Origin of the sequence: Embleya sp. NPDC050154 (assembly GCF_044460165.1) — a bacterium.
Taxonomy (GTDB): Bacteria; Actinomycetota; Actinomycetes; order Streptomycetales; family Streptomycetaceae; genus Embleya.
Map to the genome: position 1 here is coordinate 146,492 of NZ_JBITJP010000011.1, position 16,597 is coordinate 163,088.

The 16,597-nt window shown below is 70.7% G+C and carries 14 protein-coding genes; 9 read left to right on the plus strand and 5 right to left on the minus strand.

All coding sequences use genetic code 11. From position 1 onward, the window contains the following. Positions 1-9 precede the first annotated feature (9 nt). From ACIBSV_RS23790 to ACIBSV_RS23805, 4 genes are all read left to right on the plus strand, one after another. On the plus strand, positions 10-720 hold the full coding sequence (locus tag ACIBSV_RS23790; RefSeq protein ID WP_395866170.1) for a response regulator transcription factor: 711 nt from the start codon (positions 10-12) through the stop codon (positions 718-720). After that, positions 717-1,790: an ATP-binding protein gene (locus ACIBSV_RS23795; protein ID WP_395866512.1), complete on the plus strand. Its 1,074-nt coding sequence runs from the start codon at positions 717-719 to the stop codon at positions 1,788-1,790. Before ACIBSV_RS23790 ends, ACIBSV_RS23795 begins: the two co-directional genes overlap by 4 nt. A 212-nt stretch (positions 1,791-2,002) precedes the next feature. Beyond that, positions 2,003-5,860, plus strand: coding sequence for a multifunctional oxoglutarate decarboxylase/oxoglutarate dehydrogenase thiamine pyrophosphate-binding subunit/dihydrolipoyllysine-residue succinyltransferase subunit (locus ACIBSV_RS23800; RefSeq protein ID WP_395866172.1), 3,858 nt, complete (start codon positions 2,003-2,005; stop codon positions 5,858-5,860). Positions 5,861-5,997: 137 nt separating this feature from the next. Continuing rightward, positions 5,998-6,180, plus strand: a complete 183-nt coding sequence (locus tag ACIBSV_RS23805; RefSeq protein ID WP_020557400.1) for a DUF6104 family protein — start codon at positions 5,998-6,000, stop codon at positions 6,178-6,180. Between the two features lie 69 nt (positions 6,181-6,249). Here ACIBSV_RS23805 and ACIBSV_RS23810 read toward each other — a convergent pair whose 3' ends face one another. Then, positions 6,250-7,134, minus strand: a complete 885-nt coding sequence (locus tag ACIBSV_RS23810) for a DUF4184 family protein (RefSeq protein ID WP_395866174.1) — start codon at positions 7,132-7,134, stop codon at positions 6,250-6,252. A 219-nt stretch (positions 7,135-7,353) separates the two neighbouring features. Here ACIBSV_RS23810 and ACIBSV_RS23815 point away from each other — a divergent pair, with 219 nt between their 5' ends. Then, positions 7,354-8,220, plus strand: coding sequence for a DUF4097 family beta strand repeat-containing protein (locus ACIBSV_RS23815; RefSeq protein ID WP_395866176.1), 867 nt, complete (start codon positions 7,354-7,356; stop codon positions 8,218-8,220). Continuing rightward, positions 8,217-9,020 carry a helix-turn-helix transcriptional regulator gene (locus tag ACIBSV_RS23820; protein WP_395866178.1) on the plus strand — a complete coding sequence of 268 codons (804 nt, stop codon included), beginning with the start codon at positions 8,217-8,219 and terminating at the stop codon, positions 9,018-9,020. The genes ACIBSV_RS23815 and ACIBSV_RS23820 overlap by 4 nt, the downstream gene beginning before the upstream one ends. Positions 9,021-9,249: 229 nt before the next feature. Here ACIBSV_RS23820 and ACIBSV_RS23825 read toward each other — a convergent pair whose 3' ends face one another. The 3 genes from ACIBSV_RS23825 to ACIBSV_RS23835 all read right to left on the minus strand — a co-directional run bounded on the left by ACIBSV_RS23825 (position 9,250) and on the right by ACIBSV_RS23835 (position 13,184). Then, positions 9,250-10,839 carry an ABC transporter substrate-binding protein gene (locus tag ACIBSV_RS23825; protein WP_395866180.1) on the minus strand — a complete coding sequence of 530 codons (1,590 nt, stop codon included), beginning with the start codon at positions 10,837-10,839 and terminating at the stop codon, positions 9,250-9,252. A 49-nt stretch (positions 10,840-10,888) separates the two neighbouring features. Further along, complete coding sequence (locus ACIBSV_RS23830; protein WP_395866182.1) at positions 10,889-11,851, minus strand: zinc-binding dehydrogenase; 963 nt, start codon at positions 11,849-11,851, stop codon at positions 10,889-10,891. A 139-nt stretch (positions 11,852-11,990) separates the two neighbouring features. Next, positions 11,991-13,184 carry an NADP-dependent malic enzyme gene (locus ACIBSV_RS23835; RefSeq protein ID WP_395866184.1) on the minus strand — a complete coding sequence of 398 codons (1,194 nt, stop codon included), beginning with the start codon at positions 13,182-13,184 and terminating at the stop codon, positions 11,991-11,993. A 373-nt stretch (positions 13,185-13,557) separates the two neighbouring features. On the opposite strand from ACIBSV_RS23835, the gene ACIBSV_RS23840 reads away from it, so the two are divergent. The 3 genes from ACIBSV_RS23840 (at position 13,558) to ACIBSV_RS23850 (ending at position 15,817) form a co-directional block, all read left to right on the plus strand. Then, positions 13,558-14,124, plus strand: coding sequence for a CGNR zinc finger domain-containing protein (locus ACIBSV_RS23840; protein WP_395866186.1), 567 nt, complete (start codon positions 13,558-13,560; stop codon positions 14,122-14,124). A 263-nt stretch (positions 14,125-14,387) separates the two neighbouring features. Further along, positions 14,388-14,831 (plus strand): anti-sigma regulatory factor, encoded by a 444-nt coding sequence (locus tag ACIBSV_RS23845; RefSeq protein WP_395866188.1) that lies wholly within the window; start codon positions 14,388-14,390, stop codon positions 14,829-14,831. A gap of 92 nt (positions 14,832-14,923) precedes the next feature. Beyond that, positions 14,924-15,817 (plus strand): RNA polymerase sigma factor SigF, encoded by an 894-nt coding sequence (locus ACIBSV_RS23850; protein WP_395866514.1) that lies wholly within the window; start codon positions 14,924-14,926, stop codon positions 15,815-15,817. A gap of 278 nt (positions 15,818-16,095) precedes the next feature. Here ACIBSV_RS23850 and ACIBSV_RS23855 read toward each other — a convergent pair whose 3' ends face one another. After that, positions 16,096-16,530, minus strand: a complete 435-nt coding sequence (locus ACIBSV_RS23855) for a hypothetical protein (protein ID WP_395866190.1) — start codon at positions 16,528-16,530, stop codon at positions 16,096-16,098. Between the last annotated feature and the right edge of the window lie 67 nt (positions 16,531-16,597).

Genomic DNA, 16,597 nt, shown 5'->3' on the forward strand with positions numbered 1-16,597 from the left:
GCTGCGGGTATGACCGACCCGACGGGGGAAAAGCGGCTCGTACTCGTGGTCGAGGACGAGCCCATGATCGCCGACGCGGTGGCCGCCCGGCTGCGGGCGGAGGGCTTCGGCGCGATCACCGCACCCGACGGCCCCTCCGCGCTGACCACGGCCACGACCACCCGGCCCGACCTGGTCGTGCTCGACGTGATGCTGCCCGGACTGGACGGCCTGGAGGTGTGCCGTCGGCTCCAGGCGCTGCACCCGGGCCTGCCGGTGATCATGCTGACCGCGCGCGACGACGAGACCGATCTGCTGGTCGGCCTGGCGGTGGGCGCCGACGACTACATGACCAAGCCGTTCTCGATGCGCGAGTTGGTCGCCCGGGTGCACGTACTGCTGCGCCGGATGGAGCGCGCCGAGGCGGCGGCCCGCGCGGTCTCCCCCGAGGCCGCGTTGAACCTGGGCCGGTTGCGGATCGACCGCACCCAGCGCCGGGTCCGGCTCGGCGTGGACGAGGTGCACCTGACCCCGACCGAGTTCGACCTGCTGGTCTGCCTCGCCTCGCGCCCGCGCGCCGTGCTCTCCCGCGAGCAGTTGCTCGCCGAGGTGTGGGACTGGGTGGACGCGTCCGGCACCCGGACCGTGGACAGCCACGTCAAGGCGCTGCGCCGCAAGCTCGGCGCCGAGTGGATCCGGACCGTGCACGGCGTGGGCTACGCGCTGGAGGCACCGTCCTGAACCCCGCCGATTCGCGTCCCACCCGGCCCCGCCCACGGCCCCGGCGCCCGCGCCTGCGCCGCGGCAACCTGCGGCCGCTGGATCGACTGCGCTCGATCAAGGCAAAGCTCGGCGTGCTCGTGATCGCGTCCGTGTTCGTCTCGACGCTGCTGATCATCCTGGGGCTGCGGGCCGAGGTGCGGTTCCGGTACATGCTCGTGTTCACCTCGCTGGCGTGCCTGGCGGTGACCCTGGTGCTCGCCCACGGGATGACCTCGCCGCTGCGCGAGATGACCGCCGCCGCGCAGGCGATGGCGCGCGGCGACTACTCCCGCCGGGTGCGCGCCACTTCGCGCGACGAGGTGGGCACCCTCGCCGGCGCGTTCAATCGCATGGCCGCCGACCTGGAGGCGGTGGACCGGCACCGGCGCGAACTGGTCGCCAACGTCTCGCACGAATTGCGCACGCCCATCTCCGCGCTCCACGCGGTGTTGGAGAATCTCGTGGACGGCGTGCAGAAACCCGATCCCGACACGCTGGGCCTCGCGCTCACCCAGACCGCGCGCCTGGGCCGACTCGTGTCACAACTCCTCGACCTTTCCCGGCTGGATTCGGGGGCCGTGCCGCTCCAGGCGCGCGAGTTCGCGGTGGGGCCGTTCCTGGCCGCGCTGACCGAGGAGACCGGGGCCCTGGGCAGCGACGTTCGCTTCCGGGTCGACGTACGACCGACCGATCTCATCGCGATCGCCGACCCCGAGCGGCTGCATCAGGTTGTTACCAATTTGGTGGCGAATGCCTGCCGGCACAGCCCCGTCGGTGGCACCGTGAGTCTGCACGCACGACGCGACGAGGGCCCCGGAAGCCTGTGCCTGGAAGTCCAGGACGAGGGACCCGGGATCCCGTACGGCGAGCGCGGTCGGGTCTTCGAACGGTTCACCCGCGGCGGCGAGAGCTCGTCCACCGACGGGGGCACCGGACTGGGCCTCGCGATCGCCCGCTGGGCCGTGGACCTGCATGGGGGTGATATTTCCGTAGCCGAGTCGAGCCATGGGTGCCGTATCCGAGTGCTCCTGCCCGGTGACCCGAAGTAATCGGGTGATCGGACACTTACTGCACGGGACGATCCCGACATGACGTTCCGTGACCACCAATACGGCGGGAAGCAACAAACGCGACTAAACGGTCAACCGTTTGTGATCTACGCGACGCGGAGGCCGAGGGGCCTGCGCGACACCGGTCAAAGGGCGTAGCCTTGTTTCCCGCTGTCCACCACCCCAGGAAGCGGAAGAGGGCGGTTGCCGCCGTGTCGTCACAGTCCCCTAGCAACCCGATGGCCAGCTTCGGCCCCAACGAGTGGCTCGTCGACGAGATTTACCAGCAATATTTGCAAGATCCCAACTCGGTGGATCGTGCTTGGTGGGACTTCTTCGCCGACTACAAGCCCAGCGAGCCGTCGACGCCGTCGACGCCCGCCGGCCAAGCCACCGTGGCAAGCCCGAGCGGCCCCACACCAGTGAGCGGTACCACGAACAACTCTGGAAACATCCCCGCGCCGAGCCCGGCGCAACCCCCCGTGACGGCGGCTGTGTCGTCGACCGCGACGGCGACGACGACTCCGGCCCCGGCCCCGAGCCACCCGATAATGACGAGCGGTGTACAGGACGCGGCGCCTTCGCCCACTCCCGTCCCGGCCGCCGATCCGGCTCCGGTCCAGGCCGCGCCCGCCAAGGTCGCCGCACCGACGCCCGCGCAGGCACCCGCCCCCAAGGCGGCCGCCGCGCCCGCGAAGAAGCAGCCCGCCGCGCAGCCGGACGCCGTCCAGCTCAAGGGCCCGGCGGCACGTGTCGCGATCAACATGGACTCGTCGCTCGCCATCCCCACCGCGACCAGCGTGCGGGCCGTGCCGGCCAAGCTGCTGATCGACAACCGGATCGTGATCAACAACCACCTCAAGCGCGCCCGCGGTGGCAAGGTCTCGTTCACCCACCTCATCGGCTACGCGCTCGTCCAGGCGGCCAAGTCGATGCCGTCGATGAACCACTCCTACGAGGAGCGCGAGGGCAAGCCGTTCCTGGTCAAGCCGGCGAACGTCAACCTCGGCCTGGCGATCGACCTGACGAAGGCCAACGGTGACCGCCAGCTCGTGGTGGCGGCCATCAAGAAGGCCGACGAGATGGACTTCTTCGCCTTCTGGCAGGCGTACGAGGACATCGTCCGGCGAGCCCGCTCGAACAAGCTCACGGTGGACGACTTCGCCGGGGTGACGATCTCGCTGACCAACCCGGGCGGCATCGGCACCGTGCACTCGGTGCCGCGGTTGATGCCCGGTCAGGGCACGATCGTCGGCGTGGGTGCGATGGACTACCCGGCGGAGTTCGCGGGTGCGTCCGCGGACACCCTGTCCCGCCTCGCGGTCAGCAAGACACTCACGCTGACCAGCACGTATGACCACCGCATCATCCAGGGCGCCCAGTCGGGCGAGTTCCTGCGCCGGATGAACCAGTTGCTGCTCGGTGAAGACTGCTTCTTCGAGGAGATCTTCCGTTCGCTGCGCATCCCGTACGAACCCGTGCGCTGGGTGCAGGACATCTCCGCGACGCACGAGGACGACGTCAACAAGACGGCACGTGTGCAGGAGCTCATCCACTCGTACCGGGTTCGCGGTCACCTGATGGCCGACACCGACCCGCTCGAGTACAAGCAGCGCCGGCACCCGGACCTCGACGTGGTCGAGCACGGGCTGACGCTGTGGGACCTCGAGCGCGAGTTCGCGGTCGGCGGCTTCGCCGGCCAGGCGCTGATGACCCTGCGCGACGTGCTCGGCGTGCTGCGGGACACCTACTGCCGCACCGTCGGCATCGAGTACATGCACATCCAGGACCCGGACCAGCGCCGCTGGATCCAGGAGCGGGTCGAGGTTCCGCACGCCAAGCCGGACCGCGAGGACCAGCTCCGCATCCTGCGCCGGCTGAACGCGGCCGAGGCGTTCGAGACCTTCCTGGCCACCAAGTACGTCGGCCAGAAGCGCTTCTCGCTGGAAGGCGGCGAGACCACCATCCCGCTGCTCGACGCGATCATCTCGGCCGCGGCCGAGGACGGTCTCGACGAGGTCGCGATCGGCATGGCGCACCGCGGTCGACTGAACGTGCTGACCAACATCGTCGGCAAGTCCTACGCGCAGGTCTTCCGCGAGTTCGAGGGCAACATCGACCCCAAGTCGATGCACGGCTCGGGCGACGTGAAGTACCACCTCGGCGCCGAGGGCACGTTCTCCTCCGAGGACGGCGCGCAGGTCAAGGTCTCCCTGGTGGCGAACCCCTCGCACCTGGAGGCGGTCGACCCGGTCCTGGAAGGCGTCGTGCGCGCCAAGCAGGACATCATCGACATGGAGGGCGCCGACTTCCCGGTGCTCCCCCTGTTGCTGCACGGCGACGCCGCGTTCGCGGGCCAGGGCGTGGTCGCCGAGACGCTGAACATGTCGCAGCTGCGCGGATACCGCACCGGCGGCACGATCCACGTGGTGATCAACAACCAGGTCGGCTTCACCGCCTCCCCGGCCTCGTCGCGCTCGTCCATCTACGCGACCGACGTCGCGCGGATGATCGAGGCGCCGATCTTCCACGTCAACGGCGACGACCCCGAGCAGTGCGTGCGGATCGCGCAACTCGCGTTCGAGTACCGGCAGACGTTCCACAAGGACGTCGTGATCGACCTCATCTGCTACCGGCGCCGGGGTCACAACGAGGCCGACAACCCGTCCTTCACGCAGCCGCTGATGTACGACCTGATCGACAAGAAGCGCTCGGTGCGCAAGCTCTACACCGAGGCCCTCATCGGTCGTGGCGACATCACCGTCGAGGAGGCGGAGCAGGCGCTCAAGGACTACCAGGACCAGCTGGAGAAGGTCTTCTCCGAGGTCCGGCAGGCCACCGCGCCGCAGGCTCCGCAGGCGACCCCGGCCGCGCCCGCGGCGGACATCGCCTTCCCGCGGATCGACCCGACCGGGATCCCGCACGAGACGGTCAAGCGGATCGTCGAGTCGCAGGTCTCGCTGCCCGAGGACTTCGCCGTGCACCCGCGTCTGCAGCCGCAGTTGCAGCGCCGCGCGGCGATGGTCGAGGACGGCACGATCGACTGGGCGATGGGCGAGACGCTCGCGTTCGGCTCGCTCCTGATGGAGGGGCGCCCGGTGCGCCTGGCCGGTCAGGACAGCCGCCGCGGCACCTTCGGCCAGCGGCACTCGGTCCTGGTGGACCGCGCGTCCGGCGCCGAGTACACGCCGCTCGCGCACCTGTCCGACGACCAGGCCAAGTTCACCGTGTACGACTCGCTGCTCAGCGAGTTCGCCGCGATGGGCTTCGAGTACGGCTACTCGCTGGCCCGGCCGCAGTCGCTGGTGTTGTGGGAGGCGCAGTTCGGCGACTTCGCCAACGGCGCACAGTCGATCATGGACGAGTTCATCTCCTCCGCCGAGCAGAAGTGGCACCAGCACTCCGGTGTGGTCCTGCTGCTTCCGCACGGCTACGAGGGCCAGGGCCCGGACCACTCGTCCGCGCGCATCGAGCGCTACCTGCAGATGTGCGCGCAGAACAACATGACGGTGGCCGCGCCGACCCTGCCGAGCAACTACTTCCACCTGTTGCGCTGGCAGGCGCTCAACCCGCACCACAAGCCGCTCGTGGTGTTCACCCCGAAGTCGATGCTGCGGCTGAAGGCCGCCGCGTCGAAGATCGAGGAGTTCACCGGCGGGCAGTTCCAGCCGGTGATCGGCGACACCACGGTGGACCCGAGCAAGGTCAAGCGCGTGGTCATGTCCTCCGGCAAGTTCCACTACGACCTGGCCGCCGGCCGGGCCAAGGCCGGTCGCGACGACGTCGCGCTGGTGCGGGTGGAGCGGCTCTACCCGCTGCCGGTGGCCGAGCTCAAGGCCGAGCTGGAGCGGTACGGTCTGGACCGCTACGGCAAGGACCTGGAGCTGGTCTGGGCCCAGGAGGAGCCGACCAACCAGGGCGCGTGGCCGTTCATCGCGCTCAACCTGGTCGAGTACGGCCTGCCGGCTCCGCGTCGGATCGCGCGTCCGTCGTCCTCGTCGCCCGCGGTCGGTTCGGCCAAGCGGCACGAGGCCGAGCAGCAGGGTCTGGTCGAGGAAGCGATGAGCTGATCCTCGGCTTTCGCTGATCCACCGACTCCGCCCCGGCCGCGTACGATGCGCGCCGGGGCGGAGTCGCGTGCCCCGGGTGCCGCGCACCCGAACACCCACCGGACACACACGGGACACACACACCGGAGTCGGAGAACATGTACTTCACGGACCGTGGCATCGAGGAGCTGGAGAAGCGACGCGGCGAGGAGGAGGTGTCCCTCGCGTGGCTCGCCGAGCAGTTGCGCACGTTCGTGGACCTGAACCCCGAGTTCGAGACCCCCGTCGAGCGGCTCGCGACCTGGCTCGCCCGGTTGGACGACGACGAGGACGACGAGTAGCCGAACCCCGGCGCGGGCCGAACCCGGCCCGCGCGTCGGCGGGCCGGTCCGCGGTCCGCCGGGTCCCGGTCAGGCGTCGCCGGCGCGCCGGAGCGTACGGGTGTGCCACAGGGCCCAGCCGGCGCCGTACAGCACCAGCCCCACCGCCAGGCCGCGGCCGAAGCCGGTCGCGGCGCCGAAGCCGAGCACCTCGAAGGCGGGCACCCGCCCGTCGGGGAACGGCAGCAGCGCCTTGGCCGCGCCGAGCGCGCCGACCAGCACCAGCGCGCCGAGCACCGCCCAGCGCCCGGCCACGGGCATCCGCAGGCCCGTGATCGGCCGTGCCGGCAGCCGGCCCACCCAGCGCCACGTCCACACCGCGCACGTGGTCAGCCCGACCACCGTGCTGACGTGCTGGAGCAGCACGTAGCCCGGCCGCAGGCCGAAGAATTCCCGGCGCAGCTCGGGCAGTACGTGCGCCACGCCCGGGTCGTCGTGGTGCGTCCAGGCGTCCCACGCGATGTGCGAGAGGCCGCCCAGGATCGCGGAGACCACCAACCACACGCCGACCGCGAGGGTTTCCCGCAGGAACGGCCGCCCGGCCCGCGCGGCGGCGTACAGCCGGCCCGGCAGGCGCGGTCTGAGCGGCTCCTCCAGGGCCGCCCGGACCCGATCCGGGCACAGCACCAGCAGCGGTCTCGCGAGCAGGTGGAAGACGAGTACGAGCAACGCGGTGAGCGCGATGTTCAGACCCAGCACGCCCGGCCACAGTTCGTGGGTGGCCTGCCGGTCGGCGCGCATCGGCAAGAAGTCCAGGGACACGAACAGGATCACGTCCGGTGCCATCGCCCCGAAGGCCAGCGCGGAGGCGATCAGCGGCCCGTGTCGGCCCGCCCCGTCCCCGGCCGTGGTTCCGGTACGGGTGGCGCCCTGGAGCGGCAGCACCGCGGCGATGTGGCTGAGCGTGAATGGCATGCGTGGTGCCCCCGTGCTGGATGCCGTAGGCGGGCGCGCCCGCTCGCGCGCACGCGCGCGCCACGGGCACGACGCGCGGATGAGCGAAGTCCCTCGGCTTCGAGAAACGCGGAAAGCAGACCCGATGGTTCCCTTGACGTGCGGGAGACGCGATATATCGTGAATGACAGAGCTTCGCGATATATCGCGTTCGGCACTCCGACCCGAAGGGGAGGGTCCATGTCCCGATGGATGATCGAGGAACCACAGGACCTCACACTCGACCCCGTGCGCGTGCTCCGCGTACGCACGATCGGCGGCCTGGTCGACGTCGTGGGAACCGACGGACCGCCGCGCCTGGAGGTGCACGCCGTCGAGGGGCCGCCGCTCCAGGTGACCCATGACGAGGTGAGCGGCGAACTGGTCGTCTCCTACCCGGACTTGACCGGGAAGCACCTGATGAACTGGTTCCAGAGCGCCCGGCGGCGGGCCGACTTCAAGGCGTTCATGGCGGACGGGCGCGCGCTCGGTCGCCGGCACGCCGAGGTCTCGCTGGCCGTGCCCTGGGACTGCACGGTGGAGATCGGCGTGGTCTCCGCGCACGCGACCGTCTCCGGCATGCACGGCGACACCACCGTGCGCAGCATCGGCGGCGACGTGACCCTGGTCGGGCTGACCGGCACGGTCGACGCCAACACCGTCTCCGGGTCGGTGGACGCCGAGTCGATGGCCGGCGACCTCGGCGTGGTGACCGTGGCCGGTTCGCTCACCGTGATCGAGGGCACCGGCGGCCGGGTCCGGGCCAACTCGGTCTCCGGCTCGATGACGCTCGACCTGGACGCGGTCGGCCGCAGCCACGTGCAGCTGAGCACCGTCTCCGGCGAATTGACGGTACGACTGCCGCACGAGGGCGACATGCACGTGGACGTGCGCAGCGCGGTGGGCTCGGTCGACTCGGTGTTCGACGAGCTGACCACGAGCGCCAGGTTCGGCGCGAGCCACGTCAGCGGCAAGCTCGGCGAGGGCTCGGGACGGCTCCGGATCAACTCGGTATCGGGCCCTGTGACGTTGTTGCGTCGCGCCCCGGAGGGAAAGGTGATCGCATGACCCCGGTCTTCGGGCACGGCCGCCTGCGGCTGTACCTGCTCAAGCTGCTCGACGAGAGCCCCCGACACGGCTACGAGGTCATCCGGCTGCTGCACGACCGCTTCCTGGGCCTGTACGCCCCCTCGGCGGGCACGGTCTACCCGCGCCTGGCCAAGCTCGAACAGGAGGGCCTGGTCGAGCACGACGTGGAGGGCGGCCGGAAGGTCTACCGGATCACCGCCGCCGGCCGGGACGAGTTGGCGGCTCGCCAGGAGGAATTGGCCCAACTGGAGGCGCAGATCCGGGAGTCGGTCTACGAGCGGGCCCGGGAGATCCGGGACGAGGTGCGCACGTCCGCGCAGAACCTGCGCGAGGAACTGGGCCGGGCCGCCCGCGAGGTCCGCAAGACGCCCCGCACCGCGACCGAGGAACGCACCGAGCCCAAGGGCTGGGAGCCGATCTTCTCGCAACGCATGGCCGATCTCGCCGAGGGCCTGGCGCACAACCTGGTCGACCTGGCCGGCAAGCCCGGCCTGCACGACCTGGAGCGCGAACTACGCCGCCGCTTCGGCGCCACCGACCCGGAACCCACCACCGCCCGCGCCCGAGCCGAAGACGCCTGGTCCAAGGAAACCGACCGCCCCACCCGCGACACGGACTCCTTCGACCTCGAAGCGATCCTCGACACCATCCGCACCGAACTGACCCCCCTGGCCCACCGAGCCGGCATCACCCCCGACCAATTCGACCGAGCCCGCACGGTAGTGATCACCGCGCTAAACGACCTCCGCCAAATCTTCACCGAAGACCCCCCACCCTGACCCCACCCCCAGGCCATCACGCAGGCCACCCAGCCCGGCCGGCGCATGAGGCCACTCAGCCCGGCCCGGGCGCCCGAGGTCAGCCGAACCCAATCCAGCCCGGCCGGCGCATGAGGCCACCCAGCCCGGCCGGCGCTTGAGGCCAACCCAACCCGACCGAGCGCATGAGGTCAGCCGAACCCAATCCAGCCCGGCCGGCGCATGAGGCCACACAGCCCCCCAACCGAGTTCAGCCACGCCGATGGAGCGTCGCCAACTCCACCCGCCCCAAGCCCATTTGCCGCACGTCCACCGACTCGACCCGCCCGCTCCGCCCGACCGCGACCTTCGGATACACCGGCGGCAACACCACCGCGTCGCGCGCCACGATCTCCCCCGCCACCCGCGTGAGTGTCGCCCGCCGAGAGGTATCCGCCGTCCCCCAGGCCCGCTCGACCAAGCGATCCAACTCGGGATTCACATACCCCGTGCTCTCCGGGCTCGTCGACACCGCCGCCGACAACACCGCGAACCCCGTCCGCCCCACCGCGTACGCGGACCCCCGCAGGTCGACCAGCGCGACATCGAAGTCCCCGACCCGCCGCCGCGCGACCCACGTCGCCGGATCCACCCGCTCGACCGTGACGGTGAACCCGACCCGGTTCCACCCCTCGGCCAGCACCCGCGCCACGTCCGGCAGTTCCGCCGCCTCCCCGACCACCGCGAGCAGCGTGAACCGCACCCCGGGCGGCACCGGCGCCTCGCCGAACATCGCGGTGACCCGCTCCGGCTCCACGGTCGGCCCGGCGGTCGCGCTCGGACTCGGCTTCGGGGACGCGGTCGGACTCACCCCGCGGCCGTACGGCGTGTACTCCGGGTCCCACCCCTCGTTGCCCGGCCCCAACGGCCCTTGCCCGATCACCGCGTCGCCCCGGTACACCTCCTGCGACACCCGGGTGCGATCCATCCCGAACGCCAGCGCCCGCCGCACCGCGACGTTGTCGAACGGGGGCCGGCGCAGATTGGGCAGCACCACCAGGTCGGTCGGCCCGCTCGCGGTCTGCACGTACGTGTCGTCCGAGCGCCGCAACCGCCGCACCTGGTCCGGTGTCGGACGCGGGTACACCGCGAGCCGACGCTCCTTCAGGTCGGCCACCGCGTCGGTCGAGGCACGGAAGTCGATGCCCTCCAACGGCACCGCCTTGCCGCGGTGGTCCGGATCGCGCCGCAGCGCCACCACCGCCCCGTCCGCACCCGCCAACCGGAACGGCCCGGTGCCGACCAGCGCCCGCGGATCGCCCAGCGTCGCCTGGTGCGGGATCGGCAGGCAGGCCAGCAGGGCGCGCAGCGCGCCGAACGGCCGCGGCAGCTCGATCCGTACGGTCCGCGCGTCCGGCGCCTCGATCGCGCCGAACCGGCCCGCCAGCCACGGCGCCCAGTCGCCCGCCGTCGCCGGATCGCCCACCCGGCGCAGACAGGCCACCACGTGTTCGGCGGTGAACGGGTCCCCGCCGTGGAAGCGCACGTCCGGCCGCAGCCGGATGGTCCAGCTCAGCCCGTCCGGCGCGATCTGCGGATCGGCCCCGGCGAGCACCGGCCCGATCGTGGTGTCGTCCCGGTAGGTATAGAGCGCCTCGACCACGGGGTCGGCGATCCAGCGCACCGGCTCGGCCGTCGCGTACACGGGGTTGAGCACATCCGGCAGGCGGGACACGCCGACCGTGAGCGTGCCCCCGGAACGCAGTTCCCGGCCCGTGCAGGAGGCGAGCAGGCCGGCGGACACCGCGGCCACCCCCGTACCGGCCCCGAGGGCTAGTACGCGGCGACGGGACAACGGCATCCGGCGGTCCTTCCGAGACGACCCGGGCACGTGCGGACCGGCGTGATGATCAAGGGGTGAGGACGATCTTGCCGAACAGATCGCCCCGGGCCAACCGTCGGAACCCCTCGTGCGCCTCGGTGAGCGGCAGCACGGTGTCGATCACCGGCCGCACCCCGCCGTGCGCGCACAGCCGGAGCAGGCCCGCCAACTCGTCCCGGTCGCCCATCGTGGAGCCGACCACGCGCAGTTCCTGGAAGAAGATCCGGGTCAGTTCCGCGGCCGCCGGCCGGTCGCCCGAGGTGGCGCCGGAGATCACGATCGTGCCGCCGGGCTTGAGGCTCTTGACCGAGTGCGACCAGGTCGCCGCGCCGACGGTCTCCATCACCGCGTCGACCCGCTCGGGCAGTCGGGCACCGGACGCGAAGGCCGCGTCGGCGCCGAGTTCGATCGCCCGGGCGTTCTTCGCCTCGTCCCGGCCGGTCACCCACATCCGGTAACCGGCCGCCTTGCCGAGCACCACGAGGGCCGTGGACACACCGCCGCCGGCGCCCTGGACCAGCACCGTGCCGCCCGGGCGCACGCCCGAGTTGGTGAACAACATCCGATACGCGGTCAGCCAGGCGGTGGGCAGACAGCAGGCCTGCTCGAAGGACAGTTCGGCGGGCTTGGGCAGCAGGTTCCAGCGCGGTACGGCGACCTTCTCGGCGAAGGTGCCCTGGTAGCGCTCGGTCAGGATGGAGCGGGGCTCGTCGGTGCCCGGGCCGCCGATCACCGAGTGCACGACGACCTCGTTGCCGTCCTCGTCGATCCCGGCCGCGTCGCAGCCCAGGATCATCGGCAGTCGGTCCTCGGTGATGCCCACGCCCTTGAGGGTCCACAGGTCGTGGTGGTTGAGCGAGGCGGCCTTGACGGTCACGGTCGTCCACCCCGGCGGCAGCCCGCCGTCGTGGCCGGGCTCGGGGTGCTCCCCGAGCCGGAGGCCGGACAGGGGGTCCTGGGCATCGATGCTCACGGCACTCACGGCAAACATGGGAGGCACCCTACTGACGACGTGTGCGGTCCGCCCGGTCGGGCGGACCGCACACGTCCACGGGTCGCCGTGGATGCGATCGCGTCGTCGAACGGTCGGCGAGGAGCCGTCGGACGATCACCGATCCACGGACCGCGGCTCAGATACGCGCGACGCCGTCCTGACGGGCGGCCTCGGCCACGGCCTTGGTCACCGCCGGTGCCACCCGCTCGTCGAACGGCGACGGGATCACCTTGTCGGGCGAGAGCTCGTCGGCGACGACCGCGGCCAGCGCCTCGGCTGCGGCCACCTTCATCCCCTCGGTGATGCGCTTGGCACGCACCGACAGGGCGCCGGCGAACACACCCGGGAAGGCGAGCACGTTGTTGATCTGGTTCGGGTAGTCGCTGCGCCCGGTGGCCACCACGGCCGCGTACTTGTGCGCCAGGTCCGGGTCGATCTCCGGGTTCGGGTTGGCCATCGCGAAGATGATCGCCTGCGGCGCCATGGTCGCCACGACCTCCTCGGGCACCTTGCCCGCGGACACGCCGAGGAAGACGTCGGCGCCGCGCATGGCCTCCTCGATGCCGCCCTTGAGCTTGGCCTTGTTGGTCAGCTCGGCGATGATCCGCTTGATCTGCGTGAGGTCGTCCCGACCCTCGTGCACGATGCCCCGGCTGTCCACCACGCACAGGTCGCCGATGCCCGCCTCGATCAGGATCTTGGCGATCGCGATGCCCGCCGCGCCCGCGCCGGAGATGACCGCGCGCAGGTCGGAGAGCCGGCGCCCGGTCACCGTGGCCGCGTTGCGCAGCGCGGCCAACGCGACGATCGCCGTGCCGTGCTGGTCGTCGTGGAAGACCGGGATGTCCAGCCGCTCCTGGAGCCGGCGCTCCACCTCGAAGCAGCGCGGCGCGCTGATGTCCTCCAGGTTGATGCCGCCGAAGGACGGCGCGAGCCGGGCGATGGTGTCCACCAGCTCGTCCACGTCGGTGCAGGAGAGCGCGAGCGGCACGGCGTCGATGCCGGCGAACTCCTTGAACAGGATCGCCTTGCCCTCCATCACCGGCAGGGACGCGGCGGGCCCGATGTCGCCCAGGCCGAGCACCGCGGTGCCGTCGGTGACCACGGCGACCGTGTTGGAGACCCACGTGTAGTCGTGGACGAGTTCCGGGTTCTCGGCGATGGCCGTGCACACACGTGCCACACCGGGCGTATAGGCGAGGGACAGATCGTCCCGATTGCGCACCGGGACGGTCGAGCGAACTTCCATTTTCCCGCCCCGGTGCAGGGCGAAGACCGGATCGAGTTCGTCCGTCGCCGTGCTGTCCGTGGGGATGATCTCCGCTGCCACAGTGACCCCTTTGTAGACATTGTCAGTAGAAGTGCAGCTCTCGGAGCGCGATCGCAGGCTGCATGCCTCAGCGACATCGGCGCTTCGTGCAGCGCACATGATCCGGCTGAGGTTACGGGGGTCACCCGTGACGCCGATTTTGGCATACCCCCCGAATGGCGGAGCGCCGGGGCGATGAGCCGATTACCACCTTTTTGTGATGGCGCGTCAGACCCCTTCTCGCAACTGGCCAAGACGCTAGTGCCACGCGCAGTAGGCTGACAGTAACCGCCGCCACATCCGACCCCGTCGACCCGTGCGAACCTCGGGCGCGACAGCGCGCGGAAAGCACGCGCCCGAAGCGAAGGCGGCGACCGCGACCGAAGGGCAGTCGTTGGATCTCTCCTCCTACGCCGAGCACGCGGTCCGCCTGGTCAACACCGAACAACCGGCGCGCGGCGAGGATCTGCTGCGCTCCCCCGAGGACGTGCTCGCGCTGATCGCACCCGTTCGGCGGATCCCGCCACGGGTGACCGACGCCGACGTGACCCGGCTGCGTTCGGTCCGCACCCGCCTGCGCGCGGTCTTCGTGGACGCCGCCGCCGGACGCGAGGCGGACGCGGTCGCCACCCTCAACGGCCTGCTCGCCGAGTTCCCCGTACATCCACGCCTGACCGGCCACGACGCCAGCGCGTGGCACCTGCACCTGGCGGGCGACGCGGTGGGCGCGGCCGAGGGTTTCGCCGCGATAGCCGGCATGGGTCTGGCGGTACAGCTCACCGCGCACGGCATCGACCGCCTGGGTGTGTGCCAGGCACCTCCGTGCCGGAACGTGTTCCTGGACCTGTCCGCAAACCGCTCCCGCCGGCACTGCTCGGACCGCTGTACCTCGCGCACGAACGTCGCGCTGTATCGGGCCAGACGCCGGGCCCGCGAGCCCGAGCCCGACCGACATACCTGACATTGGCGGGTTGGCGAGTCGCGGACTGTGGCACATGTACATGGACGGCGTGATCTCGCGGTGCGAAATTACCAAACTCAGGTACACTACGTACTCGTCAAATCACATATCGTGACGTACCGTCGTGTACACAGCAGCCTCGGTCGTTCCCGTACCCGTTCCCGCATCGGTGACGACAGTTCTCGGCCGGCGCGGTAGCGTCGCTGGGGTTCCCCCGACATCGGTGGTGACCGCCCGCGGCGGCGGCCACCCACAGCAGCACCTTGGAGGTGAGGGTGTCCCAGCGATCCGCACACACGGCGGACGAAGCCGGCACCGGACAGCGGGACTTCGTCGAGGTCCGACTGCCTGCCGAAGGTGCCTATCTCTCCGTCCTGCGCACCGCGACGGCGGGCCTCGCGGCCCGGCTCGACTTCACTCTGGACGAGATCGAGGATCTGCGCATCGCGGTCGACGAGGCGTGCGCGATGCTGCTCGACCAGGCGGTGGCCGGCGGAGTCCTCTCCTGCGTGTTCAACCTGGTGGGCGACGCGCTGCACGTCACCGTGTCCGCGCCGACCACCGACGGCAGAACACCCGCGCGCGACACGTTCGCCTGGACCGTCCTGTCGGCACTCGCCGGCGAGGTGGACGCGACCGTGGACCAGGACAAGGTGGTCAGCATCAGCCTGCACAAGAAGCGCGGTGGCGGGCCGGAGCAGACGTGAGCAGTGGTGTTGAAGGCGCGGCCAACGAACCGCAGCCGAGCGCGGCCTCACCCGACGAGGCCGCCGGGCGCGGCCGAGGGGAGGGTGAGGGCATGGTGAGCGACGCGAGCATGACGATGGACGGTGGCGTCGAGGCGGCGGGGCCGGACGGACCGGCTCGACCTGCCGGATCCGCCGGGCCCACGGGTCCGGCGGTGCCGAACCGGCGGCGTGCCGGTTCCGAACGCCACGCTCACGACCGGGAGATCGCGCGCGGGCTGTTCGCGCAACTCGCGGTGCTCGAATCGGATCCGCCCGCGCGGGCCGCGGTGCGCGATCGGCTGGTGGAGATGCATCTACCGCTGGTGGAGCACCTCGCCCGCCGGTTCCGCAATCGCGGCGAGCCGTTGGACGACCTGATCCAGGTGGCCACCATCGGCCTGATCAAGTCGGTGGACCGATTCGATTCGGATCGCGGGGTGGAGTTCTCCACGTACGCGACCCCGACCATCGTCGGCGAGATCAAGCGGCACTTCCGGGACAAGGGCTGGGCGGTCCGGGTGCCGCGCCGGCTCCAGGAGCTGCGGCTCGCGCTGACCTCGGCCACCGCCGAGCTCTCCCAGCGCAACGGTCGGTCCCCCACGGTCGCCGAGCTCGCCGTGCAACTCGGGATCTCCGAGGAGGAGGTGCTCGAGGGCCTCGAGTCGGCCAACGCCTACAGCACACTGTCCCTGGACGTACCGGACACCGACGACGATTCCCCGGCCGTCGCCGACACGTTGGGCGCCGAGGACGACGCGCTCGAAGGTGTCGAATACCGCGAGTCGCTCAAGCCGCTCCTGGAGCAGTTGCCGCCGCGCGAGAAAAAGATCCTGCTGCTGCGCTTCTTCGGCAACATGACGCAGTCCCAGATCGCGCAGGAGGTCGGCATCTCGCAGATGCACGTCTCGCGGCTGCTCGCGCGCACCCTCGCGCAGCTGCGCGAGCGTCTGCTCGTCGAGGAGTAGTTTGCTTGTTTGGGCGACTTCGTCGCCGGCTCGCGAGGGGTCGCTCTATTGGGCGACTTCGTCGCCGGCTCGCGAGGCGCCGCTTTTTCTTTCCCCCGCTTCGCTCCTCCAAGAAAAAGCGGTGCCTCGCTCGGGACGGTGTGTCCCTCCGCTTCGCTCCGGGCCACACCGTCCACATTTGCGGCTCCGCCGCTCTCCGCGCTTCGCGCGTCGATCACTGGGGTGGGGGTGGGTCGGGGCGCTGACGCGCCGGGGGGCGTGGGGCCGGCGGCGGGTGTTCAGGCTCGGCGGGCCTGGTGGCGTGCTTCGAGCGCGTTGTACATGCCGGGTGTCGCGAGTGCGCCGATGGTGATCACACCCGCGATCATGGTCAGGATGCCGATCACCAGTTGATCGGCCTTGATCAGATACCAACCCATGCCGACCACGATCAGGTTGGCGGTGATCGCCGGCGATCGGCTCCAGCGTCGGCCGCGCAGCATGCCCACAAACGCGGCGACTATCCCGGCGGCGAGGATCAGCAGGTAGATGCCGATCGCGACGCCCTCGGACGCGTTGGTCGGATGGCCGAACTCGCTCCGGAAGGTCAGATAGAGGGAGTACCCGAGGAGTGCGAACGCCTCGACGCCGACCACTGCGGTGCAGATGCGCCAAGTGAGGGGGAGGGCCCCGGCGGGGTCCGACTGGTCCTGGGCGGAAGGGCTCTCGGTCACCACACGACTGTAACCGGGGCGGGCGACCGTCCGGCCCATGGGAGCCCTACCCACCGGTAGATACGCT